This is a genomic window from Bifidobacterium apis (genome assembly GCF_036986835.1).
Taxonomy (GTDB): Bacteria; Actinomycetota; Actinomycetes; order Actinomycetales; family Bifidobacteriaceae; genus Bombiscardovia; species Bombiscardovia apis_A.
Window position 1 is genome coordinate 39515 of the sequence record NZ_BTXD01000002.1, and the last position, 26412, is coordinate 65926.

General features: G+C 64.4%; 19 protein-coding genes. 6 read left to right on the top strand and 13 right to left on the bottom strand.

The window, feature by feature from the left end; translation table 11 throughout:
* The first annotated feature begins 334 nt into the window (after positions 1 to 334).
* The gene (locus tag AACP62_RS04135; protein WP_045935273.1) at positions 335 to 775 is read left to right on the top strand and encodes a MarR family winged helix-turn-helix transcriptional regulator; all 441 of its coding nucleotides are present in this window, start codon (positions 335 to 337) and stop codon (positions 773 to 775) included.
* Between the two features lie 113 nt (positions 776 to 888).
* On the opposite strand, the gene AACP62_RS04140 is transcribed toward AACP62_RS04135, so the two are convergent.
* On the bottom strand, positions 889 to 2229 hold the full coding sequence (locus AACP62_RS04140; RefSeq protein WP_339346602.1) for an MFS transporter: 1341 nt from the start codon (positions 2227 to 2229) through the stop codon (positions 889 to 891).
* A 242-nt stretch (positions 2230 to 2471) separates the two neighbouring features.
* On the bottom strand, positions 2472 to 3866 hold the full coding sequence (locus AACP62_RS04145; protein WP_339346604.1) for a replication-associated recombination protein A: 1395 nt from the start codon (positions 3864 to 3866) through the stop codon (positions 2472 to 2474).
* 246 nt (positions 3867 to 4112) lie between these two features.
* On the opposite strand from AACP62_RS04145, the gene AACP62_RS04150 reads away from it, so the two are divergent.
* Together AACP62_RS04150 and AACP62_RS04155 are read left to right on the top strand one after the other, a co-directional pair.
* Positions 4113 to 5627 carry an amino acid ABC transporter substrate-binding protein/permease gene (locus tag AACP62_RS04150; protein ID WP_339346605.1) on the top strand — a complete coding sequence of 505 codons (1515 nt, stop codon included), beginning with the start codon at positions 4113 to 4115 and terminating at the stop codon, positions 5625 to 5627.
* Positions 5628 to 5713: 86 nt separating this feature from the next.
* A complete protein-coding gene (locus AACP62_RS04155; protein ID WP_045936082.1) occupies positions 5714 to 6439 on the top strand; it encodes an amino acid ABC transporter ATP-binding protein in 726 nt (241 codons plus the stop codon).
* A 10-nt stretch (positions 6440 to 6449) separates the two neighbouring features.
* Here the strand turns inward: AACP62_RS04155 and AACP62_RS04160 are convergent, their stop codons facing one another.
* The 7 genes from AACP62_RS04160 to hisS form a co-directional block, all read right to left on the bottom strand.
* Positions 6450 to 9053 (bottom strand): DEAD/DEAH box helicase, encoded by a 2604-nt coding sequence (locus AACP62_RS04160; RefSeq protein WP_339346607.1) that lies wholly within the window; start codon positions 9051 to 9053, stop codon positions 6450 to 6452.
* 118 nt (positions 9054 to 9171) lie between these two features.
* Entirely contained in the window at positions 9172 to 10362 is a 1191-nt protein-coding gene (locus tag AACP62_RS04165; RefSeq protein ID WP_339346609.1) for an amino acid ABC transporter permease, read from the bottom strand.
* A 6-nt stretch (positions 10363 to 10368) separates the two neighbouring features.
* Complete coding sequence (locus tag AACP62_RS04170) at positions 10369 to 11046, bottom strand: amino acid ABC transporter permease (protein WP_024627819.1); 678 nt, start codon at positions 11044 to 11046, stop codon at positions 10369 to 10371.
* A 1-nt stretch (position 11047) separates the two neighbouring features.
* Positions 11048 to 11878, bottom strand: coding sequence for a glutamate ABC transporter substrate-binding protein (locus AACP62_RS04175; protein WP_339347280.1), 831 nt, complete (start codon positions 11876 to 11878; stop codon positions 11048 to 11050).
* Positions 11879 to 11921: 43 nt separating this feature from the next.
* The gene (locus AACP62_RS04180; protein ID WP_269420626.1) at positions 11922 to 12737 is read right to left on the bottom strand and encodes an amino acid ABC transporter ATP-binding protein; all 816 of its coding nucleotides are present in this window, start codon (positions 12735 to 12737) and stop codon (positions 11922 to 11924) included.
* Positions 12738 to 12898: 161 nt separating this feature from the next.
* A complete protein-coding gene (gene aspS, locus AACP62_RS04185; protein WP_045935270.1) occupies positions 12899 to 14701 on the bottom strand; it encodes an aspartate--tRNA ligase in 1803 nt (600 codons plus the stop codon).
* A gap of 39 nt (positions 14702 to 14740) precedes the next feature.
* Entirely contained in the window at positions 14741 to 16126 is a 1386-nt protein-coding gene (gene hisS, locus AACP62_RS04190) for a histidine--tRNA ligase (protein WP_339346613.1), read from the bottom strand.
* Positions 16127 to 16210: 84 nt separating this feature from the next.
* Here hisS and AACP62_RS04195 point away from each other — a divergent pair, with 84 nt between their 5' ends.
* A complete protein-coding gene (locus AACP62_RS04195) occupies positions 16211 to 17755 on the top strand; it encodes a DUF349 domain-containing protein (protein WP_339346615.1) in 1545 nt (514 codons plus the stop codon).
* A gap of 206 nt (positions 17756 to 17961) precedes the next feature.
* On the opposite strand, the gene AACP62_RS04200 is transcribed toward AACP62_RS04195, so the two are convergent.
* The 3 genes from AACP62_RS04200 to AACP62_RS04210 all read right to left on the bottom strand — a co-directional run bounded on the left by AACP62_RS04200 (position 17962) and on the right by AACP62_RS04210 (position 21162).
* Complete coding sequence (locus AACP62_RS04200; RefSeq protein ID WP_339346617.1) at positions 17962 to 20322, bottom strand: RelA/SpoT family protein; 2361 nt, start codon at positions 20320 to 20322, stop codon at positions 17962 to 17964.
* An 82-nt stretch (positions 20323 to 20404) separates the two neighbouring features.
* The gene (gene dut, locus AACP62_RS04205; RefSeq protein WP_045935267.1) at positions 20405 to 20869 is read right to left on the bottom strand and encodes a dUTP diphosphatase; all 465 of its coding nucleotides are present in this window, start codon (positions 20867 to 20869) and stop codon (positions 20405 to 20407) included.
* The gene (locus AACP62_RS04210) at positions 20869 to 21162 is read right to left on the bottom strand and encodes a DUF4193 domain-containing protein (protein WP_024627827.1); all 294 of its coding nucleotides are present in this window, start codon (positions 21160 to 21162) and stop codon (positions 20869 to 20871) included. Before AACP62_RS04210 ends, dut begins: the two co-directional genes overlap by 1 nt.
* Positions 21163 to 21329: 167 nt before the next feature.
* Between AACP62_RS04210 and sepH the strand changes: the two genes are divergently transcribed.
* A complete protein-coding gene (gene sepH / locus AACP62_RS04215; protein ID WP_339346620.1) occupies positions 21330 to 22388 on the top strand; it encodes a septation protein SepH in 1059 nt (352 codons plus the stop codon).
* 36 nt (positions 22389 to 22424) lie between these two features.
* Here sepH and AACP62_RS04220 read toward each other — a convergent pair whose 3' ends face one another.
* Positions 22425 to 23648, bottom strand: coding sequence for an alkaline phosphatase family protein (locus tag AACP62_RS04220; protein WP_339346621.1), 1224 nt, complete (start codon positions 23646 to 23648; stop codon positions 22425 to 22427).
* Between the two features lie 114 nt (positions 23649 to 23762).
* Here AACP62_RS04220 and AACP62_RS04225 point away from each other — a divergent pair, with 114 nt between their 5' ends.
* On the top strand, positions 23763 to 26396 hold the full coding sequence (locus AACP62_RS04225) for a DNA gyrase/topoisomerase IV subunit A (protein WP_339346622.1): 2634 nt from the start codon (positions 23763 to 23765) through the stop codon (positions 26394 to 26396).
* Positions 26397 to 26412 lie beyond the last annotated feature (16 nt).

Here is a 26412-nt window from a genome sequence, read left to right on the forward strand (position 1 = left end):
GACCTTGGCAGGGCAACAAGGCAATTCCTTTAAGCCCATAAGCCTGAGCACAGGCCCGAAGTAGGCAGAGAATCCCTGCACAATCGACGATGAAAGGCTTCGAGCCGAATCGGCATCAAAGAAATCATGGCTTGCCCGGCCCATGTCTGGATCGTGGACGATACCCATGGTGTCGACGGTATTGATATGATGAAAAATGCGTCGTCCGTGCCGGGCCGAGGCTAGGGAGTTGCCGGAAACAGGCCTGGAAGGGGAACGGCGCCGAAGGGGTCCATGCGGTCAATCATGCCCGCCGAACTCTTTGATCTTCCTTACCAGCTAGGGGGCAGCAGCGATGTTGAAGAAGAGCCACTACCACAACCTGAGCAGCTGTATAGCCGGAATCTACCGGCATGCACGCAACGATGCCAGCCGGTACACAGGCGAAACCACCTTACGAGGCACCCAGGGTGATCTGATTATATACCTCTATGACCACCCCGGCCTCAGCCAGCGCCAGATAGCCCGGGACCTATGCGTAGACCCCAGTCTGCTGGCCCGGGATCTCAAGGCTTTGAAGGCCCAGGGTCTGGTCAGCCGTGAACAGAACCCCGCCGATCACCGGGTCAACATCATCGCCCTGACCAGGTCGGGCGCGGACATAGCCCGCAGGAGAATCAGGTCGGTCAACAACTGGTGGATCGATCTGTTCAAGCAGAATCCCGATATCGACCCCGAGACCTTCCAGAGCGAACTGCGCTGCGTCTACAACCGGCTGCTGGCCAACCAGCTCTGATATCTCTTACTGAGAAAGGGGCCTGGCCGAACCTTTCGCCGCCCTTGGACGGCTCCAGGCTCAGGCCAGGCCCCTTGATTTTCAGATTCCTGGCGACCTTGGACCAGCCTCTATCAGCCCACCGAACGACCGGAGGTCTCCCAGCCCATCAGGCCCACGACCAGCATGGAGGCCAGGGCCACCAGGCTGATGGTGACGAAGATCGAAGTGCTCCCCCACTGGCTGAGCATGGCGCCAATCAACACTGGCATGAGCACGTTGCAGAGCTTGGCGACGGCATTGGCGATGCCCACGCAGCGGAAGCGGACCGTGGTCGGGAAGAGCTCGGGGGCGTAGACGGCAACCACCGAAGACATGAGGACATAGAGGCTGGCCATGAGCAGGATGCCCACCAGAATGGCCGTGACCTGGCTGGTCTGCGCAGCGTAGAGCAGGCCGAAGACCGCCGTCAGCAGGAAGGCCGTGACGATGATCCGCTTGCGGCCGATCCGGTCCAGAAGCAGGGATCCGATCAGGCAGCCCAGGGGGGCGCCCAGCATCATCAGCGTGCTGATCCACAAGGATCCGCTCAGATCTATGCCCCGCTTGAGCAGGATGGTGGGCACCCAGGATGTGAAGGCGTAGGAGCAGACGTTGGTGGCCGAGACCGCCACGGTGGCCACAATCAGTCCGCGAATCACGCTACCCGATGCCTTGGCGGGTGCCTCAAGGCCCTCATCCTTGCCGGCAAGTGCGGAACCGCTGACAGAATCGGAGCTTGACCCTCCTCGACCATTGCCGGCCTCCAGAAGCTCAACCACCTGGATGGCCTCGTCCATCCGCCCATGCAGGGCCAGCCAGCGAGGGGACTCGGGGATGTCACGCCGCAGATACCAGATCAGCGCCGCCGCCAGGCCAATGCCGACAAAGAGCGGCCGCCAGGACCAGCGCGGAATGATCCAGGCGCACAGGAGCATGGCCAGAGGCACTCCTGTGTTGGCCACCAGTGAGACGATGGCGCTCCAGCGGCCGCGGTGCCTGATGGGAGCGAATTCGTTGACCATGGAGAATCCGGTGACAATCTCGGCGCCCAGCCCCAGGCCGGCCCCCAACCGGCAGACCGAAAGGACAGCCATGTTCGGCGCCAGAGCGCCCAGCAGGGTAAAGCCTCCGAAGAGCAGCAGGTTGATCTGATAGGCGGTCTTGCGCCCCCGCAGGTCTCCGATGAAACCGGCCAGCAGCGAGCCCACCAGGAGCCCCAGGAAACCGGCCGACAGGAAGAGGGAATTCTGGGCGACCGTGGACCATCCCGTGCTCAATGCCGAACTGGCTACTGCGCTGCCCACATAGACATCGATGCTGTCCATGAGCATTCCCGCGGCCACCAGGGCCACGATCTTATAAAAAGTAGCCGATTCACGAGCATTGTCTACTCGCCGGGTAATCTCTCGGACCGCCAGGTCGTCCTCGGCCATGCCGAGATTCTTGGATTGTTCGGATATGTCTGCATTGTCAATGACCGCTGTCGACATCGTCACCCTCGCGCCCGTGCATGAGGCAGGCATGCCCCATGCGTCCATGCCAGACCTGCCGACGGCGACAGGCTCCTTCTGGGAGCATGGCGACCGTCAATATGGAAGGCCTGGACCCTGCGGCGTTTCGGTCATTGTGTGGCTACTCAACGTCTATTGGGTGACCAGTATAGGAGTCCGGACGGTCATTGCCCAGACCCGGCGTTTCCCTCCGGCCCGACGGCCCTGTCCAGGATGGCCCTGATCGCCTCCAGACGTGGGCCCAGCTGACGCTCATAGCCCCGATCATTGGGGTGATAGTAGCGCCGTCCGACCAGTTCGTCCGGCATGTACTGCTGGGGTGCCACTGCATCCGGCGCATCGTGGGCATACTGATAGCCCTCGTGGTTGCCCCAGGCCTTCATCAGCTTGGTGGGAGCGTTGCGCAGGTGCAGGGGAACCTGGCCGATATGCCCGGCGTCCACGTCCTCCAGGGCCTGGTTGATGGCCAGGTAAGACGCGTTGGACTTGGGCGCTGTGGCCACGGCGATGACCGCCTCGGCCAGAATCAGACGGGCCTCAGGCATGCCCACCATGGCCACGGCCTGGGCAGCCGCGACCGTGATCTCCAGCACTTCAGGAGAGGCCATGCCCACCTCCTCGGCGGAGGCGATCATGATGCGTCGGGCGATGAAGCGCGGATCCTCGCCGGCCCGGATCATCCGAGCCAGGTAGTGCAGGGCCGCATCCACGTCGGACCCCCGCATGGATTTGATGAAGGCCGATGCCACATCGTAGTGATCGTCGCCCTTCTTGTCATAGCGGACGGTGGCCACGTCCATGACCGAGGAGACCACCTTGGCGTTGATCAGCGGGCGACGCGCACCCTTGGCGCGAGACCCGTCCTCGGTGACCGCCCCGGCCGCAGCCTCCAGAATGGTCAGGGCCCGACGGGCGTCACCTCCGGCAAAGCGCACAATTTGGTCCAGGGCCTCTGGAGCCAGCCGCACCTGGTCCTTGAGCCCACGCTGGTCCTTGACGGCCCTGCGGACCAGCGTGGCCAGGTCCTGGTCGTCCAGGGCCTCCAGCTTGACCACCACCGAGCGCGAAAGCAGGGGCGAGATGACCGAAAAGCTGGGATTCTCCGTGGTGGCTGCGATAAACGTCACATCCCGGTTCTCCACGCTGGGCAACAGGGCATCTTGCTGCGACTTGGAGAAGCGGTGGACCTCATCGATAAAGAGGACCGTCTCCCGCCCCTGGCTGACCAGCCGCTCCCGGGCCTGGGCTAGGACCTGCCGCACCTCCTTGACCCCCGAGGTGACGGCCGAAAGCTCCTCGAAATGCCGCCCGGACTGTCGGGCCACAATATAGGCCAGGGTGGTCTTGCCCACCCCGGGAGGACCGAAAAGAATGACCGAACTGGGAGCGGTCAGACGGTTGTTCGGATCCGAGCGGGCCAGCCGCTCCAAGGGGGTTCCAGGAGCCGTGACCTTGTCCTGGCCGACCACCTCGTCCAGGCTCCTGGGCCGCATCCTGACCGCCAGAGGCAGGGTGTGCTCCTCGGGGGGATCCGCCGCCTGGAAGAGATCATCAACCATATGCACTACCTCATTCCTCGGGGCCCCTGTGGCTCCCCGCCCTCACCAGCATAGGCCTGTGCCTGCCACAAACAGCAGGACGAACGCGCTAGACTGGGAACCCATATGGCCGTATCGCCCAGCGCGTAGTTGGGTCCCGGAAACACGGTGTGTGTACAGTTTACTGGTCATCCGCCTGAATATATCTTCAGGTTGGCCCGAGGAAAACCGGGACCGGCACAGTCGGAACAATAAGGAGAATCGCCAGTGATCGCCAAGCATGTTCGCCAGGGATGGACATCGGGTCCAGGCAGGTGGGCCATCGGCCTGCTCGCCCTGGTCCTGGGGCTCTCAGCCCTGATCGTCGCCCCCCTGGCCACGCCGGCGCAGGCGGCCGAGGACTCTCCCGCCGCCCAAGCGGTCCATGGACGCACCTTCCGTGTCGCCACCGATACCACCTTCGCCCCCTTTGAATTCAGGGACTCCTCCGGCAAGCTGGTCGGCATCGATATGGATCTGATCCGCAAGATCGCCGACATCGAGGGGTTCTCGGTGCAGATCCAGTCCCTGGGCTTCAACGCCGCCCTTCAAGCCTTGAACTCCCAGCAGGCCGATGTGGTCATAGCCGGTATGACCATCACCGACCAGCGCAAGCAGGTCTACGACTTCACCGACCCCTATTTCGACTCCGGCGTGCAGATGGCCATCGCCAAGGACAACGACCAGATCCACAGCTACAAGGATCTGCAAGGCAGCGTGGTGGCCGTCAAGACGGGCAGCGAGGGCGAGGCCTTCGCCAAGCAGCGTGCGGCCCAGTACGGTTTCACGGTCAAGGCGGTGGACCAGTCCTCCACCATGTATGAGATGGTCAAGTCCGGCAATGCCCAGGCGGTCATCGACGACTACCCGGTCCTGGCTTACGGCATCGCCCAGGGCAACGGACTGAAGACCGTGACCAAGAAGGAGCCTGGCGCCTCCTACGGGGCAGCCGTCCGCAAGGGCGAGAACAAGGAGTTCGTGGCCGCCTTCAACGAGGGCCTGGCCAAGATGAAGGCCGATGGCAGCTATAAGAAGCTGGTCGATTCCTATGTGGGCAGCGGCCACTCCAGCAAGAGTGCCCCCGCCTCCCGGCCAGGATTCTTCGAACTGGTCCGCCAGGCCTTCCCCTCCCTGATGCTGGGCCTGCGCAACACCCTGGCCATCACGGCAATATCCTTCGTCATCGCCTTGGCCATCGGCATCATCCTGGGACTGTGGCGAATCAGCCCCAACCGGATCCTGTCCTGGATTGCCCGCATCTACGTGGCGGTCTTCAGGGGCACACCCGTCCTGGTCTGGGCCTTCTTCTTCTACCTGGGTGTCCCCCAGCTGATCGGCCACCGCATCAGCATCTGGCTGGCCGGCGCGCTGACACTGTCCCTGAACTCCGGAGCCTACCTGGTTGAGATCGTGCGCGGGGCCATCGACTCGGTGGACGTCGGGCAGATGGAGGGGGCCCGAAGTCTGGGCCTGACACGTCACATGGCCCTGCGCCGGGTCATCCTGCCCCAGGCCGTCAGGTTCGCCACGCCCTCCATCATCAACCAGCTGGTCATCATGCTCAAGGATTCCTCCCTGCTGCTGGCCATCGGCTTCGGCGAACTGCTCTACCAGGCACAGCAGATCTACGCGGCCAACTTCCGCGTGACCGAAACCCTCTTCATGGTGGGCGTCATCTACTTCGTCGCCATCAGCGCCCTGACCTGGATGGCCAATATGCTCGATAGGAGGCTGCATCGATGAACTTCGAGGACCCGGACATGGACACCGGACGACTGACCCGTCGCATCCGCCAGAACCAAAGTCGCCGCAACCAGGGAGAGTCCCAGATGGCCGTATCCATCCGCGACCTTCACAAGCGCTACGGCGACACCGAGGTCCTCAAGGGGATCGACATGGAGGTCAAGCCGGGCGAGGTCATCTCCATCATCGGCCCCTCCGGCGCGGGCAAGTCCACCCTGCTGCGCTGCATCAACGCCCTGGAGATGCCGACCTCGGGCACCATCAGCGTCTACGGGATCGACATCTCCGACCCAAAGACCAACATCGACAAGCTCCGCGAGCACGTGGGCATGGTCTTCCAGCACTTCAACCTCTTCCCCAACATGAGCGTGGCCGACAACATCATGCTGGCCCCCCACATGTTGCACAAGACACCCAAGGAGGATGCACGGCAACAGGCCCTGGACCTGCTGGAGACCGTAGGGCTTCAGGAGAAGGCTGACGCACGGCCCACGGACCTGTCAGGCGGGCAGCAGCAGCGTGTGGCCATCGCCCGCGCACTGGCCATGCACCCGGACATCATGCTCTTCGACGAGGCCACCTCGGCCCTGGATCCGGAGATGGTGGGCGACGTGCTTGAAGTCATCCGCTCCCTGGCAGAGGGCGGCATGACCATGATTCTGGTCACCCACGAGATGGCCTTCGCCCGGGAGGTCTCCTCCAGGGTGATCTTCACCGATGCCGGGATCATCGAGGAGGAGGGCACGCCCGAGCAGATCTTCGGCCACCCGCAGAGCCCTCGTCTGCAGTCCTTCCTCTCCAAGGTCCTGTAACGCCTCGGGGCTAGAGGTCCATCAGTTCCTCGATGGGACCCACCCGGTACTCCTTGAAGACCACCTGGCCGCTCTCCTGGGTGGCATCCAGGTCCACGATACCGGCGATGCCCCAGTCGCGCTCCCCCTCGACGTCGTCGAAGATCTGTTGGACCCGCCAGGTGTGCCCCTGACGTTCGTCACGGTCATCCATGCTGAAGAAGTCCGAGGACCTGGCCTGGGCATCGGTCAGAATCTGCTCATGGTCCTCGTAAAGGTCGTCCAGTGCGTCGCTCCAGGCCCGCAGGCCGTAGCCCCAGTCCGCATCCAGGTCGGCCAGGACCTCCGGCCGGTCGGCGGCAACCAGCTCCACCCGCTGGAACATGGCGTTGCGCACCAGCAGGGTCAACCCACGCCGGTCCGCCACCACCTGGTTCTCCACCTTGGGCGGAGCGGCATCCAGGCCGCTTGCGACTTCGCCATTTTCAGCCCTGCCCGCGGCCTCCCACTCATCCACCAGGCTGGAGTCCACCGAGCGCACAATCAGTCCCAGCCAGGCCAGGATGTCCTCCAGTCGCTCATCCATGAACTCTTCGGGGACCGTCCTGCTGAGCGCCCGATAGGCATCGGACAGATAGCGCAGCAGGGTCCCCTCCGACCGGGATATTCCGTAGCGGGCGATGTAGCCGTTGAAGTCCGAGGCCGTCTCGATCATGTCCCGCAGAACGGACTTGGGGTGGATCTCATAGTCGTTGGCCCAGGGAACATCCCGACGGTAGCGGTCGAAGGCCTCCCCCAGCAGCTCCTCCAGGGGCTTGGGCCAGGTCACCTCCTGCAGACGCTCCATCCGTTCCTCGTACTCCAGGCCATCCTCCTTCATCTGCTGGATGGCCGCGTCACGGGCCTGCCGCTGCTGGGCCTTGAGAATCTGCCGGGGATCCTCCAGGGTGGCCTCGACCATGGAGAGCAGATTCATGTCGTAGTCGGGGTCCTCGGGATCCAGCAGCTCCAGGGCGGCCAGCAGGAAGGGCGAGAGGGGCTGGTCCAGGGCGAAATCCTCGGGCAGGTCCACGGTCGTGAAGTAGTCCAGGCCGCCGTCGGGGTTCCGTTCGGTCTCGATGACCCCGGTGTCGGTCAGGGTCTGGAAGATCTCGTCGGCCCGGTCCTGCAGATGCTCCTTCTGCTGCGGTGTCTGACGGGAGTCCTCGATCAGGTCCTCGACCCGTCTCCTGGCATCCCCGCCCTGGTCGACCTCGTTGAGCACCATGGCGTGGGAGATCTTCAGGTGCGGCGTCAGGGTCTCGGGACGGGCCTCGATCAGTTTGTCGAAGGTTTCCTTGCCCCAGGTGACGAACCCCTCCTGGGGCTTCTTGCGTTTGATTCGCTTGAGCTTCTTGGGGTCGTTGCCGGCCTTGGCCACGGCCCTGGCGTTCTCTATCTCGTATTCGGGGGCCTCGGCCACGACCAGCCCGCTGGTATCGAAGCCCATGCGCCCGGCCCTGCCTGCGATCTGGTGGAATTCCCGGGCCCGCAGGCGGCGCATCCTGTAGCCGTCGAACTTGGTCAGCCCGGTCAGTAGGACCGTGTGGATGGGCACATTGATGCCGACCCCCAGGGTGTCCGTGCCACAGATGACCGGCAGAAGACCATCCTGGGCCAGCTGCTCCACCAGACGCCGGTACCTGGGCAGCATGCCCGCATGGTGGACCCCGACCCCGGTGCGCAGCAACCGCTGCAGAATCCTGCCGAAGGCCGTGGTGAAGCGGGTGCCGGCCATGGCCTCCTTGATCCGGTCCCGCTGGCCCCGGTCGGAGACCCCAGTACTGGACAGGGCCTGGGCCGTCTCCAGGGCGGCATCCTGGGAGAAGTGAACAATGTAGACCGGCGAATCACCATCGGCCAGCAAGGACTCCACAGTGTTGGGCAAGGGGGTGTCCACATAACGGTAATCCAGTGGGACCGGTCGTGGGGCATCGGCGACGATGTCCACACCCACCCCGGTTTTGCGCTCCAGGTCCACGGCGATCTGATCCACGTCGCCCAGGGTGGCAGACATGAGCAGGAACTGCACATCGGGCAGGGTCAGCAGAGGCACCTGCCAGGCCCAGCCGCGATCCGGATCCCCGTAATAGTGGAACTCATCCATGGCCACGCAGCCGATATCGGCATTCCTGCCCTCCCTCAAGGCCTGGTTGGCCAGGATCTCGGCCGTGCAGCAGATGACCGGGGCATCCGTGTTGATGTGGGTGTCGCCGGTAATCATGCCAACACGGTCGCGGCCCAGAACCGAGACCAGGCCGAAGAACTTCTCGGAGACCAGGGCCTTGATCGGGGCTGTGTAGTAGGAGCGCCGTCCGGTGCACAGGGCGATGAAATGCATGGCCAGGGCCACCATGGACTTGCCCGAACCGGTCGGGGTCGACAGGATCACATGGTCGCCAGAAACCAGGGAGAGGACAGCCTCCTCCTGGTGCGGCCAGGGGGTGATGCCCCGGGAAGCCACCCAGGAGAAGAAGCGGTCGTAGATCTGATCCTCGGTCAGGTTGCGGGGGCCTCCCGCCTCGGGGACCAGGTCGCCCAGGGAGACGGGCCGGTCGGTTGAGGCGGTTGAGGAATCAGCATGTTCTTGGACCATGTCCACCAGTCTATCCGGCCAGGCACACAAGTCCGGCCGGAGGCTGGCTTCGTCACCTGACGCCTAAGTCCATAAAACGGGCAAGCGACCAGGCAACAAAGCAACCGGGTGATCTTTGTCAGCTCCTGTTCTTGCCGTCTTTGCCGCTGCCGTCTTTCTTATCCTTCCTGGTCTTTCCCTCGGCCTTCTGATCGCCGGCGGAGCGGCTGCCACGGCCGGGCTTGAGGAAGTCCGGAATCTCCAGGCTCGCCTTGTGCGGATCGACCAGCGTGTCGGGCTGGGTCCGGTCATAGCCCTGGATGTAACGGGTCTTCCTCCAGTGTTGGATGGAGGCGTTGGATCCACGGTGATGGGCGTGGTACTGCAACGGCGCGCCGCCGTACCGGTCCTCGTCCACCTCCTTGGCCACGGCTATCTGGTTGACATTGGAGGGATCCATGATGGCCACGGGCGCGGCCGGCTCCACGAAGTCGGCGGGGGCGGCGGTGCGCTCCTGCATCTTCTTGGGCAGCCAGCGGGCGAAGTGGGAGAGCAGGAAGCAGACGAAGAAGTAGACCACCGAGGCCACCACCAGGGTCTGCAGGATGTTGAAGTACATGGAACCCAGACGACGGGATTCCTGCAGCAGATCCGTATACATGATGATGGAACCCAGAGCCGTATCCTTGAGGACCACGACCAGCTGGGTCACGGCCGCCGGCAGCATGGCGTAGACGGCCTGCGGAACCTCGATCTGCATCAGCGACTGGGTCCTGGTCAGCCCCAGGGCCAGGGAGGCCTCGCGCTGACCGTTGGGCAGGTTGCCCACGCCCGAACGGATCAGCTCGGCCACCACGGAGCCGTTGTAGAGGATCAGCCCCAGCACGACTGCCCAGTAGGAGGCCTGGCTGACTCCGGCAAAGGCGAACCAGCGCCAGAAGAAGATCATCATCATCAACACCGGAACGGCCCGGCAGAACTCCACTATGATGCCTGAGACCGCCCTTACCAGTCCGTTGGGCAACAGACGGCCGATGCCGAAGATGAACCCGAAGACGACCGAACCAATCACTGCAACAACCGAGGCCTTGATGGTCAGCCAGAGCCCGGGCAGGTAGAAGTCCGACCAGGCTTCATAGTCCAGGGCCGGGCGCCAGAGCTCCCAGCTCAGCTGGTTCTCCCCGTCCGGGGGGTTGTGCAGCCGCATCAGCACCAGGATGACCACTACGGCGAAGATGATGGCGGCTATCCAGTTGGCGATTCGTATGGTGCGCCGGCCCTTGGGACCGGGCTGATCGAAGAGCAGCGAGCTCTCATTGTCCTGTGCCATGGCCGCTCACCTCCTCACTGCCAGCTTGTTGGACAGGTACGTGGTCAAAGCCCCGATGGGCAGAACCAGAATCACGTATCCCAAGGCGAAAATCAGGAAGATGGCCACGATGGCGTTGGCGTGGAACTCGATCATCTCACTCATCAGGGAGGAGCTCTCGGAGGCCACGGAGGCCGCTGCGGCAACGGTTGAGTTCTTCAACAGGGCGATGAAGGTGTTGCCCAGGGGCGCCACCGAACCGCGGAAGGCCTGGGGCAGAATGATCTGCGAGGCCGACTGGAAGAAGCTCAACCCCAGGGCACGGGCCGCCTCGGCCTGGCCCAGAGGCACCGTGTTGATGCCCGAGCGCAGGGACTCGCAGACGAAGGCCGCCGTATACAGGGACAGGCCCGTCACCGCCAGCCAGAAGAAGTTGACGGAGAATTCCGGCGAGAAGCTGATCTTGAGCTGGGCGAAGGCCCCCAGGACCATGAAGACCATGATGATGGTCAAAGGCATGTTCTGGAAGAACTCCACATACCCCCGGCCGACGGCCCGCAGGGAGGAGATGGGCGAGATGCGCATGATCACCAGGATGATGCCCAGGATCAGCGAGAAGAGGGCCGACCAGAGTGTCAGCTGGATATTGACCCAGAAGGCCGCCGGGATGTCGTAGTCGGAAAACAGTTCGATGATGGTTGACATCTCACTCCCCTTCCTTGGGCTTGGGCGGGTTGTAGCGCGGGTCGGGTTTGTAGTGGGTGCCCCGGGTGTTGTTCTCCAACGCCCGCTGCCAGGAGCCGTTGGCTTCCATGTCGGCCAGGGCCGCGTTGATCTTGTGGGCCAGCTCGGTATTGCCCTTCTTGATGCCCACGCCGTAATACTCCTGGGTGAAGGGCTTGCCCACCAGCCGCAGCCTTCCACGGGAGGCGGAGGCCAGCCCCGCCAGGATGATGTCGTCGGTGGTGACTGCATCGACGATGCCGGAGAAGAGGGCGGTGGCGCATTCGGCATAGCCCGGCTGCTCCATCAGCTGGACCTCCTTGGCGAACCGTTTCTTGACGGTGACGGCCGAGGTGGATCCGGTCACCGAGCACAGCCGCTTGCCGTTGAGGTCCTCGGGGCCGCGGATATGCTGGTCCTCCTTGCGCACCAGCAGGTCCTGGCCGGCCACGATGTAGGGTCCGGCGAAGGAGACTGCCCGCTTGCGCTCGTCAGTTATTGAGTATGAGGCCAGGATCATGTCCACGTCGCCGTTCTGGAGCATGGCCTCACGCTGTTTGGAGGGGGCCTCCTTCCAGACGATGTCGTCGGCGCTGTAGCCCAGCTTGCCGGCGATGTATGTGGCCACGTCCACGTCGAAGCCCACATAGGTCCCGGCCTTTTTGAAGCCCAGGCCGGGCTGGTCGAACTTGATGCCCACGCGGATCTTGCCTGCCTCCTTGTCGGAACCGCAGGCCGCCAGGGAGACCAGGCAACCCAGGGCACACAGGATTGCAGTCAGATTCCTGACCAGCCGTTTCAGCGGCCGGCCCATGCCATGCATGCTTGCATTCATGCGGATATGCTTCCCTCCTGCTTCAGTGGGTCAGAATCTTGGACAGGAAGTCGGCGGCCCGCTGGGTCTGGGGATGGTCGAAGAAGTCGTCGGGGTCGTCCTTCTCCAGGATGCGCCCATCGGCCATGAAGACGATATGGTCGGCGGCCTGACGGGCAAAGCCCATCTCGTGGGTCACGCAGATCATGGTCATGCCCTCCTGGGCCAGCTGGATCATGACGTCCAGCACCTCGTTGACCATCTCGGGGTCCAGCGCCGAAGTGGGCTCGTCGAAGAGCATGACCTTGGGCTGCATGGCCAGGGCGCGGGCGATGGCCACACGCTGCTGCTGGCCGCCTGAGAGCTGGGAGGGCATCTTGGAGGCCTGGGATTCCACGCCCACCCGGGCCAGGAGGTCCATGGCCAGGTCCTCGGCATCCTTCTTGGGCATGTGGCGCACCTTGATGGGCGCCAGGGTCATGTTCTCCAGGATGGTCTTGTTGGCGAACAGGTTGAAGGACTGGAAGACCATGCCCACCTCGGCCCTGAGCCGGGCCAGGTCACGTCCCTCCTGGGGCAGGGGCTCCCCCTCGATCCTGATGACACCCGAGTCGATGGACTCCAGACGATTGATGGTCCGGCACATGGTGGACTTGCCCGAGCCTGAGGGTCCGACCACCACCAGCACCTCACCGGTGTCGACCTGCAGGTTGATGTCCTTGAGGACGTGCAGGCTGCCAAAATGCTTCTCGACGTGGGCCAGCTCGACCAGCGGCCCGGACTTGTCCTTGACGGGGCGATCCGAGGCCGGTTTCTCCGGCAGGATCCGCTCCGACGGATGCTTGGTTGTTTCGCTCATATTGGGCAGTTTACTCATCCTTTGTTGCGGAACGGCCATAGAAACGGTTCTCCTGGAAATCCGAGCCTGGCCAAACGCACAAACGGTCCTAAACAATCAGGGCCGGAACCCCGCAGGATTCCAGCCCTTGTAGTCTCTCGCCGATCAGTGACGGAATGCGCTCAGTCGGCATCCTCCTGATCCGGCTCCCAGTCCACGCCGGTCTCGGCGCGTTGCTGGTCGGAGATGGGAGCAGGAGCACCGGTCATGGGATCCTGGCCGCCGCCGGACTTGGGGAAGGCGATGACATCTCGGATGGAATCGGCCCCCGTCAGGATCTGTGCGGTCCTGTCCCAGCCGAAGGCGATGCCCGCGTGGGGCGGAGCGCCGTACTTGAAGGCATCCAGCAGGAAGCCGAACTTCTCCTGGGCCTCCTCGGGGCCGATGCCCAGCACCTTGAAGATCCTGTCCTGGATGTCGTCACGGTGGATTCGCACCGAGCCGCCGCCCATCTCCTCGCCGTTGCAGACGATGTCGTAGGAGTCGCTCATGGCGTGCTCGGGATCCTTGTCGAAGCGGTCGATCCAGTCGGCCGAGGGCATGGTGAAGGGGTGGTGCATGGAGGTCCACTTGGAATGGCCCACGGCCACATCGTCGTCGTCCGGGTCGTCGGTGGGCTTGAAGAGCGGGAAGTCCACCACCCAGGTCAGGGCGAATTCGTCGGGCTTGAGCAGCCCCTGGCGGCGGGCGATCTCCACACGGGCCGCACCCAGCAGGGTCTGCGAGGCCTCGCGGGGTCCGGCTGCGAAGAAGACGGCATCCCCATCCGAGGCGCCCACAGCCTCCTTGAGGCCCTGGCGTTCGGCATCGGACAGGTTCTTGGCCACGGGTCCCTTGAGGGTGCCGTCGCCGGTGAACTGGACGTAAGCCAGACCCTTGGCACCCCGCTGGCGGGCCCACTCCTGCCAGGCATCGAACTGCCGGCGGGGCAGGTTGGCCGCGCCCTGGTAGACCACGGCACCCACGTAGGGGGCCTGGAAGACCCGGAAGGGGGTGTCCTTAAAGTAGTCGGTCAGCTCGACGATGGGGTTGCCGAAGCGCAGGTCGGGCTTGTCGGAGCCGTACTTGTCCATGGCCTCCTGCCAGCTGATCCTGGGGATGGGCAGGGTGACCTCGAATCCCGCAGCCTTCCAGACCTCGGCGATGACCTGCTCGGCCATGGCCATGACGTCCTCCTGGGAGGCGAAGCTCATCTCGATGTCCAGCTGGGTGAACTCGGGCTGCCTGTCGGCACGGAAGTCCTCGTCGCGGTAGCAGCGGGCGATCTGGTAGTAACGCTCGAAGCCGCCCACCATCAGCAGCTGCTTGAGCAGCTGGGGGGACTGCGGCAGGGCGTACCAGGATCCGGGCACCAGGCGGGCAGGCACCAGGAAGTCGCGGGCGCCCTCGGGGGTGGACTTGATCAGGGTCGGCGTCTCGATCTCGCAGAAGTCCATCTTGTCCAGGGCGGCACGGGCGGCCCTGTTCATGGCGGCCCTCAGGCGGATGTTGTGCTGCATGGAGGGGCGACGCAGGTCCAGATAACGATAGCGCAGCCGCACATCCTCGCCTGGCAGCTTGTTCTCGGCCTCGTTCTCCAGGGCAGTGGACACCTGGAAGGGCAGGGCGGCCGACTTGGCCAGAACCTCGATCTTGTCGGCCACGATCTCGATGTGCCCGGTGGACAGGTGCTCGTTGTCATTGCCCTCGGGGCGTTCGCGAACCTTGCCGGTGACCTGGATCACGTACTCACTGCGCAGGGGCCGGGCCTCTTCCTCATCGTAGATGACGATCTGGACCAGACCGGAGCGGTCACGCAGATCGATGAAGGCCACGCCTCCGTGATCCCGGCGGCGATCCACCCATCCGGCCACCGTCACCTGGCGACCGACCATATCCTGCGTGACATCCGTGGCGTAGCTCGTTCTGTAAGCCGACTGGCCCATGCTTTCCTGTACCTCCATAATGCTCGGCCTGCCCCTGCGTCAGGCCTGGTATTCCACACTCTGCCGGGCATACAGGCTATCCGGCGTCCACGACACCAGATCAGCCGGAATCTGCTCGCCGGTAATGATGTTCTTGACCTGGTCGCCCTCCTGCTGGCCCTCCTTGGCCGGGAACCAGACGTAGGGGATCCCCAGGTGGTCGGCATAGCGGATCTGCTTGCCGATCTTGGCTGCGGTGGGAGCCACGTCGGCGGCGATCCCCCTGGCCCGAAGGTCCTGGGCGATGTGGTTGCTGGCGGTGCGATCCTCCTCGTCCCAGACAGCGACCATGACCGCCGCCGGGGAGACACGGGAGGCCTGGACCCCCTGGGCCAGCAGGTAGGAGAGCAGCCGTGAAAGCCCGATGGACAGCCCCACACCGGGATAGGTGCGGTTGCCCTGGCTGGCCAGGTTGTCATAGCGGCCGCCGGAGCAGATGGAGCCCAGGGACTGCGCCCCCTCCAGGAAGGTCTCGTAGACCGAGCCGGTGTAGTAATCCAGACCGCGGGCGATCTTCAGGTCGGCGATGACCGAGCCTGGCCGGATGCGGGCGGCCTCGTCGATGATCATGGCCAGCGTCTCCAGCCCCTCGATGGCCAGAGCGTAGGAAGGAGACTGCTTGTCGATGCCAACCTTGTCGACCAGGGCGTCGAACCGCTGGCGCAGCTGCTTGCCATCGTCGGCGGTCAGCTCGGCCAGATCCAGGCAGGCCCTGGCCTGGTCCTGGTTGGCGCCGCACTCACCGACCAGCAGGTTGGCCACCTCATCAGGGCCGATCTTGTCCAGCTTGTCGATCTCGCGCAGGACACCCTCCACGTCCTCCAAGCCCAGACCCCGGTAGAATCCCTCGGAGAGCTTGCGGTTGTTGGCGTGCACGGTGGGCTTGGGCAGGCCGAAGGCCCGCAGCTCCTCCAGGGCGCTCAGCATGACCAGGGGCACCTCGACCTCGTAGTGGTCGGGCAGCTCCCCGTTGCCGATCACATCAATATCGGCCTGGACGAACTCCCTGAACCGACCCTCCTGGGGGCGCTCCCCCCGCCAGACCTTCTGAATCTGCCAGCGCTTGAAGGGGAAGGTCAAGTCGTTGCTGTGCTCCATCACATAGCGGCTCAGCGGCACGGTCAGGTCAAAATGCAGGCCCAGCCGGCGCTCGACTGGCACATCCTTCTCCTGCCCCAGGTCCTGCAGTCGGGAGAGTAGGTAGATCTCCTTGCTGGTCTCCCCCTTCTTGAGCAGGCTGGAACCCTCTTCCACGGCCCTGGTCTCAATGCCGATGTAGCCGTTCAATTCAAAGACTTTGCGAAGCGTGTCAATGATGCGTTGCTCCACCACTCTTTGTGAAGGAAGCCATTCAGGGAAACCGGATAGAGATGTGCCTTTTGCCATAAGAACCTATACTATAGGAGGTCAAGGAAAATGGTATTGCCATATTTTGCGATCTCTCCAACACACAAGCCTAAGGAGCTGGCCATGGCCGACAACACCGCCATCACACCCGAGAACACCTCGACACCGCAGGAGGAACACACCGCGGACGCGGAGGGCCAGGTCGCCGCTGCGACGACACCCGAAGCCGGACAGGAACAGGCTGCCCCCGGACAGACCGCTTCAACCGAGGACGCGCAGACACAGAGCACACCGGTACCGGCTGAGCCAAAGCCTGCAACTGCCGAAGCGCCTGCCGCGCCCAAGCCCAAGGCGGTTCCCTCCCCTGCGGCTCTGGCCCACAAGGCCCCTCACGTCAAGGCCGCTCCGGCCGCTCCCACCTACAGCCAGGAGGAGATCGACAAGGCGGAAGCTTTTGGCCGGGTGGACGAGCAGGGCAACGTCTTCGTCCACGAGGGCGACCAGGAGCGCCAGGTAGGCCAGTTCCCCAACGCTGATGCCAAGGAGGCCCTGAACCTCTACGCCCGCCGATACCTGGACCTCAAGGAGAAGCTGAACCTCTTCGCAACCCGGCTGCGCAGCCCCAAGATCAAGGCCCACGAGATCGACGAGTCCATAGCCTCGCTCAAGGAGGAGACCAGCCAACCCGAGGCCGTGGGCGACCTGGCCGCCCTGCGCACGCAGCTGGACCAGCTGGCCGAACAGGGCCAGGCCCGCAAGGCTGAGCTGGCGCAGGCCCGCAAGGACGCCATGGCCAAGGCCATCAAGGAGCGGACCGCCATCGTAGAGAAGGCCGAGGAACTGGCCGCCTCCCTGGGCGACTCCACTAACTGGCGTTCCACCTCGGACAAGTTCCGTTCACTTTTCGAGCAGTGGCAGCACCACCAGCGGACCACCATCCGCATCGACAAGGCCGACGCGGACGCGCTCTGGAAGCGCTTCTCCTCCGCCCGCACCACCTTCAACCAGGCACACCGCAAGTGGGCCCAGCAGCGTGACGCCCAGCGGTCCGAGACCAAGCGGATCAAGGAGGAGATCATCGCCGAGGCCGACCAGATCAAGGACTCCACCGACTGGGGACCCACCTCCCGCCAGTTCAACGAGCTCATGGATCGCTGGAAGCAGGCCGGACGGGCGGGACGTCAGGATGACGACGCCCTCTGGGCTCGGTTCCGTCAGGCCGCGGATGTCTTCTTCAACGCCCGTCAGGCCGACCGTGACAAGACCTCGGTCAACGAGCGCGAGAACCTGACCAAGAAGGAGGCCCTGGTGGCCAAGGCCGAGGCCCTGCTGCCCGTCAAGGACACCAAGGCCGCCAAGCAGGCCCGTCAGGAACTGGCCAGGATCCAGGAGGAATGGGACGCCATCGGCTTCGTCCCCCGTGACGACGTGCGCCGGATCGAGGGCAGGATGGATGCCGTGGACCGGCAGATCAAGGCCGTGGAGGATGCGGCCTGGAACCAGTCCGACCCCGAGGCCGATGCCCGAGTCTCCAGCTTCGAGCAGCAGCTGGCCGCCCAGCTTGAGGACCTGGATCGTCGTATCGCCGCCGAGCAGGATCCGGCCAAGAAGAAGGAACTGGAGGCCGAGAAGGCCACCAAGGAGCAGTGGATGAACGCGGTGCGCTGATCGCAGCCGTTCCCGCTAGGACCCCCGGGCTGGTCATTGGCCACCGGGGGTCTTTCTGTAACCACCGTTGACGACCGTCTTCTCAGACCTTGGCCCGGCGAATTTTCAGGGCTGAAAGCAAGTGATCACTTCGACGGAACAGCGGGGAGGATGCCGTCGCAACACTCTGGAGGAAAAGTACACATAGTGGTGGTTCCAGGGGAAGGTCAGATGGCCCGCATATGGGGACTGGCCGAGCCCTTGGCTCCTGTCAGCCGGTAGGCGTCGAAGACCCCGTCGATCTTCCTGACGGCCGACAGGAGGGTGTTCAGATGCTGGGGGTCGCCCATCTCGAAGACGAACTGGCTGACCGCCACCCGGTCCCGGCCTGTGGACTGGCTGCCCGACAGGATGTTGACGCCGTGGTCGGACAGCACCTGGGTGATGTCCGAGAGCAGATGGGGCCGGTCCAGGGCCTCCACCTGGATCTGGACCATGAAGGTGCCCTGTTTGCCCGTCCAGGAGACCTCGATGATCCGTTCAGGCTGCTTCTTGCGCAGCTCCAGAAGATTCTGGCAGTCGGACCGGTGGACCGAAACGCCCTGGTTGCGGGTGATGAACCCGGTGATGGGGTCTCCCGGCACTGGGGTGCAGCAACGGGCCAGCTTGACCCAGACATCGTCCACGCCCTTGACCGAGATCCCCTGGGAGGTCTCCGGCCGACGGGACTTGGCCACCCGCTGCAGGGGAATGGCCTCCTGCTCAACCTCGTCCTCAAGGGCTGACCGGCCGGCGTCATGGACCAGGCGCGAGATCACGTTCTGGGTGGAGACCTGTCCGTCGCCGATGGCGGCGTAGACCGCCTTCTCGTTGGGATAGTTGAGTTCGTCGGCGGCTCCCACCATGGCTTCGGGGGTCAGCAGGGTGGCCACGGGCAGGTTCCGTTTGCGCATGGCGCGGATCAGCTCGTCCTTGCCCTCCTCGATGGTCTCCGAACGGCGTTCCTTGCTGAACCACTGGCGGATCTTGCTGCGGGCACGGGGGCTCTTGGCGAAGCTCAGCCAGTCGCGCGAGGGTCCATCGGTGTCCGACTTGCTGGTCAGGATCTCCACCGTGTCCCCGTTGCGCAGCTTGGTGTCCAGGGGGACCAGGCGGCCGTTGACACGCGCGCCCATGGTTCTGTGGCCCACCTCGGTGTGGACGGCATAGGCGAAGTCCACCGGCGTGGAATCGGCCGGCAGGGAGATGATCTTTCCCTTGGGCGTGAATACGTAGACCTCGGCCGAACCCAGATCGTCCTTCAGGGAGCCCAGGAACTCATTGGAGTCCGGGGTCTCGCTGGTCCAGTCGGCCAGCTGCTGGATCCAGGTCAGGTTGTCCTCCTGGCTCAGCTCCCCCTCCTGGCGCTCACGCTTGACATCGGACTTGTCGGGCTGGGAGAGCTCGCGGCCGGCGGAACCGTTCTCCTTGTACTTCCAGTGGGCGGCGATCCCGAATTCGGCACGACGGTGCATCTGCCAGGTGCGGATCTGAATCTCGACCGGCTTGCCGCCCGGGCCCACCACCGTGGTGTGCAGGGACTGGTAGCGGTTGGTCTTGGGCATGGCGATGTAGTCCTTGAACCGCCCGGGCACCGGGCTCCAGCGGGCATGGACGGCGCCCAGGGCCGCATAGCAGTCACGGATGGTGTCCACGATGATGCGCACCCCGACCAGGTCGTAGATGTTGGCGAAATCGTGCCCACGCACAATCATCTTCTGGTAGATGCTGAAGTAGTCCTTGGGCCGCCCGGTCACCTGGGCCTTGATGCCCTGGGCGTCCAGATCCTCGTGGATCTCGTCCAGGATCTGCTTCAGGTAGACCTCCCGCTGGCCGGCCCTGCGGGAGACCAGGACCACGATCTCGTTGTAGATCTTGGGATAGAGGGTCTTGAAGCTGAGCTCCTCCAGCTCGGTCTTGATGGCGTTCATGCCCAGACGGTTGGCAAGGGGCGCATAGACGTCCAGGGTCTCGCGGGCCTTGCGCTGGGCCGATGAAGCCTTGACGTAGCGCCAGGTGCGGGCGTTGTGGACCCGGTCGGCAAGCTTGACCACCAGGACGCGCACATCCCGGCTCATGGCCACGATCATCTTGCGGATGGTCTCGGCCTGGGCCGAATCGCCGTAGTCCATCTTGGATATTTTGGTGACCCCGTCCACCAGGCCGGCCACCGTGTCGCCGAACTCGTCCCTGCACTGCTCCAGGGTGTAATCGGTGTCCTCCACCGTGTCATGCAGCAGACCGGCCGAGACCACCGTGGGCCCCATGCCCAGGTCTGCCAGAATCTGGGCCACAGCCAGTGGATGGATGATGTAGGGCTCGCCGGACTTGCGCCTCTGGTCGGCATGCTGAACCACGGCCCGGTCATAGGCGCGCTTAAGCATGGACAGATCCTCACCGGGATGATGGGCGGAGCAAATCTCCCAGATAGGCATCAGGGGGTTGAGCGGATCGTCGCTGACCTCGCAGCCCAAGGCTCTGGAGGACAGGCCGGAAGGGACCTGATCGCCGACATCATTGCTGCAGACGCTGCCCTCCTGAGTGACCATTCAAGCCTCCAATGTCCAGATATAATGCACCAATCCTACACTTGCGCCTGGCCCATTCAGGCCGCCCGTGTCCAAGGGTGCCTCAGCGGCCGGTCGAGCCGAATCCGCCATCCGAACGCACTGAGCCAGGCAGGCGTTCGGCGGGCACGAAGCGGGCCTGCACGTAGCGCTGGATGACCAGCTGGGCGATGCGCTCCCCCGGCTCGAAATGGACCGACTCATGCGGATCCAGGTTGATCAGCGGCACCTTGATTTCACCCCGGTACCCGGCATCAATGGTCCCGGGCGCGTTGAGCACGGTCACCCCCATTTTGACCGCCAGTCCCGAGCGCGGATGAACCAGGCCGACGTAGCCATTGGGCAGGGCCAGGGCCACTCCCGTGGGCACCAACGCCCGCTGGAAGGGGGCCAGATCCACAGCCACCCTGGCCCGCAGATCGGCCCCTGCATCGCCGGGCATGGCGTATTCCGGCACCTCGGCCCCATCCAAGGACTTGAACAGGACCTCGACCGTTTCAGGCTCGTTGTAGGACTCGTCATAGGCCATCAGGCGGCGCACTCCTTGCAGACGGGTTTGCCGTCGGGTGTGGTGTAGGCCAGCTGGCTCCGGTGCTTGACCAGGAAGCAGTTGGAGCAGATGAATTCATCGCCCTGCATGGGGATGACAGTCACTGAAGAGTCCTCATTGCTCAGGTCGGCGCCAGGCAGCTCGTAATCTTCGGCGATGGCGTTCTCGTCGTCGTCAAGGTCAGCCCCGGCATCCTGACCGCTTTTGCCAAGCTCCTGCAGGGATTCCTCGTCCTCGTCCTTGTCGCGCGGGGTATCGTAATCCTGTGCCATCGTGTACCCTTTCCTTGTTCGACCAGCCACCTCGTATGCCGGTCATTTCACACGATATGTACTGCGCATAGGATACACGATTTCAAAAGCACGTAAAATACCAACCGTAGGGCACAATGGAAATACCTAAGGCCGTGTAAAGGAACCGTAAGAGGATAGGGGCGTGCATGTCTGAGAATGGGACCAGGGTGGCCAGCTTTGACCATGTCGACGACAGGGGCGATCTGGTCTTCGTCTGTGACCACCGGCACTTCGCCGTAAGGGTCGACGATGCGCTTGATCGCGCCATTCTTGAGGCCAAGCAGGTCAAGGAGGAAGAGGATGTGGACCCCCAGACCGGCAAGTCCAAGCCACTGCCCGTCTCTGCCATCCAGGCGGCTGTGCGCGCCGGCGCCCGCCCCGAGCAGGTGGCTCAGCAATACGCTGTCAACGAAGCGCTGGTACGGCGTTTCGCGGCCCCGGTGGAGACCGAGAAGAAGTACGCCATCGAGCAGTTCCTGACCATGCCGGCGCCCAAGGGGTCGGGCGGGCGAAACTACCAGGAGCTGATCGGCAAGGTGCTGGCCCGTGCGGGGGTCAGCCTGTCACAGGTTTCCTGGCAGGCCACCAGACGAGGGTACGAACCCTGGAACATCAACGGCGTGTTTACGCTGGATAAGCGGATATTCAACGCCCGCTGGGCCTGGAACATGCATGACAACACCGTGACCTGCCTGAACGGGGCGGCAAGGATGCTGCTGGACGATTCCACAGACGACCATGGACAGGAGCGGCCTGCCTGGGACCAGGGCCCCGCCGAAGAGATCGACGACCAGACCGACAGACGGCCTCCAAACCAGGAAGATGCCCTTGCCCAGATCGAGGAAGAGGACCGTGATTCGGACGGCCAGGAGGACGGCGAGCGTCAGGCGGCACTCACGGCCTGGCTCTATGGCAAGCCCAAGGAAGGCCAGGAGCGGACAGCCGAGCGAGAGCCCGGCCACCCCAGCGCAGAACTGAACGAGGACCCCGACACGGCCGAGCATCCTCCCATCCGGGACAATGAATCCACCATGGTCCTGCCCGTACAGAACCATGGGCAGAGCCAACAGCCGGGACAAGGCGACGATGCCAGTCAGGATGAGCAGGAGGACGAGCCAAAGGAGGGTCGCCGCAGCAAGCGGGCCAAAAAACACTCCGGGCGGTCGGCCGTGCCCAGCTGGGATGAGATCCTCTTCGGCAAGTAGCTGAGTTCGTCATCCCAGACAGTCGATCCCAGGCAGTCAGACCAGATCGATCAGGCAGGGAATCTGCGTCTCCAGACGGGTCCATGAACCATGCACGCCAGGCAGTCTGGTCGCGGCATCCGTCTGACCTGCAGAATTCACCAGGGTGACCCGGTCACCGGCCAGAATCAGAAGGTCGCCGATCATGGGTCGAATCCGGGGGTCCACAGGGCCGAAGACGCCCTGTTGGATGGCCTGGTCCCGGGTCAGCACCCAGGCCCGCTCCCCCAGACGATCATGCCAGCGTGCAGAAACGACCTGTGGATCCGCCCCCTGGTCCAGGTAGAGCATGACCGCCCTGGGCTCGCCGCCCACCAGTCGCACATCCTGACTCAGCTCCGGGTCCTGGGCTATGTCAATGCGCTGGTCCGGATCAGCCTCCACCATGCCGTGATCGGCTACGATCACCGTCAGCGTCCCGGCGGGCAGGCGGCGATGAAGCTCGGCCAGCTGGGCATCGGTCGCTTCGAGGGCGGCCACCCACTCCTCGCCCTCCCAACCGCTGTGGTGGCCCACCTTGTCCACATCGCGGATATAGAGGTAGGTCAGCCCCGGCTGGCGGGCAGCCTGGCAGGCGGCCAGGAGACGCTGACGGGAGTGGTTGTGGGCCAGGTAGTCCCCGCCGCGCAGGGCTGCACGGGTCAGGGCGGAGTTGCGGAAACGAGGCAGACCTGACGAGGTCACCCGGACCCCCTGCGCCTGGAGGGTCTCGAAGACCGTGGGGCGGCGCTGCAGGCGCTCCGGGTCCTGGGCCCCCCTGAACTGGATCATCTGGCCCAGCTGGCCGGTGTCCGGATTCAGCTGGGTGTAACCGGTCATGCCGGTCAGTCCAGGGCTGGTTCCGGTGCCGAAGACCCCCATGGCAGCCACGGTCGTCGAAGGCAGGCTGGTGTAGAGGGGACGCTGGTTGATGGGTTCGGACAGCAGCGAGCGCAGGTAGGGCACATGACCCTGGCGGCTGACCAGGTTCCAGAATCCCAGACCGTCCACCAGGACGACGACCACCGACCGGGCCTCAGGCAGTCCCAGGGCCTCCTGGAGGGCTTTGGCGGACGGGTGGACATCAGTGGCCACGGGCGCTCCCAGGCAGGCGCTCAGGGCGGGCAGGACGGCAGACAGATGCCGGGGTCCGCCAACGTAATTGCCCCCCGCCCGGTCCCCGTATCGGATAGGCGGACTCGGCTCCAGCAGTTCCTTCATGTCAGGTGTATCCAGACCCATGCCTTCCATTCAAGCACGGTCAGACCCCAGGCCGACACTGCATCCCCGCCGCGAATGCTTTGGCAAGCCGTCCGGTTATCATAAGGCGGAACGTGAAGGAGCAGGAGCTGGAGCATGGCAACTCATCGCAGGAGCAAGGCGGCGGGGTACGACCCCCGGCAGGTCAAGGAGCACATCGTCGAAACCCCCCTGAACGAGGAGATGAGCAAGTCCTTCCTGGAATACGCCTACTCGGTCATCTACGCCAGGGCCCTGCCCGACGCCCGCGACGGACTCAAACCGGTCCAGCGGCGGATCATCTACCAGATGGGCCAGATGAACCTCAATCCCGACCGCCCCTACATGAAGTCGGCCAGGGCCGTGGGCGAGGTCATGGGCAAGCTGCACCCCCATGGCGACTCATCCATCTACGAGGCCATGGTCCGCCTGGCCCAGCCCTTCGCCATGCGCCTTCCCCTGGTCGACGGCCACGGCAACTTCGGGTCCCTGGACGACGGACCGGCGGCCTCCCGCTACACCGAGGCCAGGCTGGCCCCGGCGGCGCTGGGCATGAACGCCGACATCGACCAGGACACGGTGGACTTCTCCCCCAACTACGACAACAAGCTCAAGGAGCCCCAGGTCCTGCCCTCGGCCATCCCCAACTTGCTGGTCAACGGGGCCTCGGGCATCGCCGTGGGCATGGCCACCAACATGATCACCCACAATCTGGGCGAGGTGGTGGCTGCCGCCAAGTATCTGATGGCCCACCCGGACGCAAGCCTGGACGAACTCATGCGCTACGTGCCCGGTCCTGATCTGCCCGGCGGCGGAATCATCGTGGGTCGGGACGGCATCCGCAAGGCCTACGAGCACGGCCGCGGGGCCTTCGTGACCAGGTCCGTCACCCACCTGGAGAACGTGACCGCCCGCAAGAAGGCCATCGTGGTCACCGAGCTGCCCTTCATGGTGGGCCCCGAGCGGGTTCTGGAGCGCATTTCCGAGGGGGTGCGCAACCACAAGCTGGAGGGCATTTCCAGCGCCATCGACCTGACCGACCGGCACAACGGGACCCGCCTGGTCATCGAGATCAAGACGGGATTCGACCCGGCAAAGGTTCTGGGCAAGCTCTTCAAGTACACGCCTCTGGAGGACTCCTTCACCATCAACAACGTGGCCCTGGTCCACGGACGGCCCAGAACCATGGGGCTCAAGGAGCTGCTGGAGGTCTGGGTGGAGCACCGGCGCACGGTCATCCATCGACGCAGCGAATTCCGCCGCAAGAAGGCCCTGGAACGTCTGCACCTGGTCGAAGGGCTCCTGCTGGCCCTGGTCGACATCGACGAGGTCATCCAGGTCATCCGCAGCTCGGACGATGCGGATGCGGCCAAGACCAGGCTGATGGCGGTCTTCGACCTGGATCAGACCCAGGCCCAGTACATTCTTGACCTGCGTCTGCGGCGGCTGACCAAGATGAGCCGGATCGAGCTGGAGGGCGAACGAGACGACCTCAACAAGCAGCTGGAGGAGCTGGAGCGGATTCTGGGCTCTTCGGCCGAGCTGGACCGGGTGGTCATCCAGGAGATGGATCAGGCAGTGGCCCAGTGGGGCACGCCCAGGCGCACGGTCATCCTGGACCAGGAGCCTTCCGGCGACCTTGCCCCCGTGCAGTCGGCAGCCGGCGATCTGCAGACCGCTCGGCAGACCTCCGGAAAGATCGGTGCTGGCTCCCAGGCTGCACTGCTGGCCAGCGGAGGAACCAGCCGTGGCGGTGACGGGGGCGACCTGCACATGGAGGACAAACCCTGTACGGTCATGATGAGCGCCACCGGGCTCTTGGCACGAAGCACCCCAGGCGCCTTGGATGCCTGGCGGTCCCGGCCGCGCAACCAGGACCGGGGGCATGACGACCAGATCCTCGCCATATTCGCCACCACCACCCTGGCCACCTATGGCCTGGTCACCACGGCTGGACGGCTGATCACGGCCCCTGTTGCCGACCTGCCGCTGATCCCGGCCACCGCCAACCCCAGCCTGAGCGGCGGCGTCGTGGCCGACGAACTCCTGGGCGGGACCACCAGCACCGAGCCACAGGCCGACGAGCACGCCGTCACCGTCATCGACATGGCCGACTCCCGGCCCCTGGCCCTGGGCACCCGGCTGGGCACGGTCAAGCGCTGGAACCGCGAATCCCCTACCACCATGGACTCCTGGTCGGTCATCGATCTGAAGGATAGCGACCAAGTGGTCTTCGCAGCCCCCTGCCAGGACGGGGACCGCATGGTATTCATCTCCTCGGATGCCAGCCTGTTGACCTTCACCGGGGACAAGGTCCGACCCCAGGGCCGCAATGCGGCAGGCATGGCTGGCATCCGTCTGGCCCAGGGCTGCCAGGTCGCCACCTTCGCGGTCGTGCCGGCCGGGGAGATCGGCTGGACCTACCAGGAGACCGGCGAGGATGGCATGAGCACCCAGGCCGGGGCCGTGGTTCTGACCGTGGCCGGCGACTCCGAGGCCCTTCCAGGCACCGAGAACGGGTCGGGCAAGCTGACCCCGTTGGAGATGTATCCGGTCAAGGGCCGTGGCACGGGTGGCGTGCGCTCCCAACGCTTCCTCAAGGGTCAGGACACCCTCCTGCTGGCACGGGTAGGTGCTTGGCCCCTGCACGCCAGCACCGCCGCCGGTTCTCCGGTCGAACTGCCCGACGTGGACATGCGCCGGGATGCCTCCGGCCAGGAGCTGGCAGCGCCCATCGCCTTCGTGGCCTGAGGGCGCTCAGCACAGA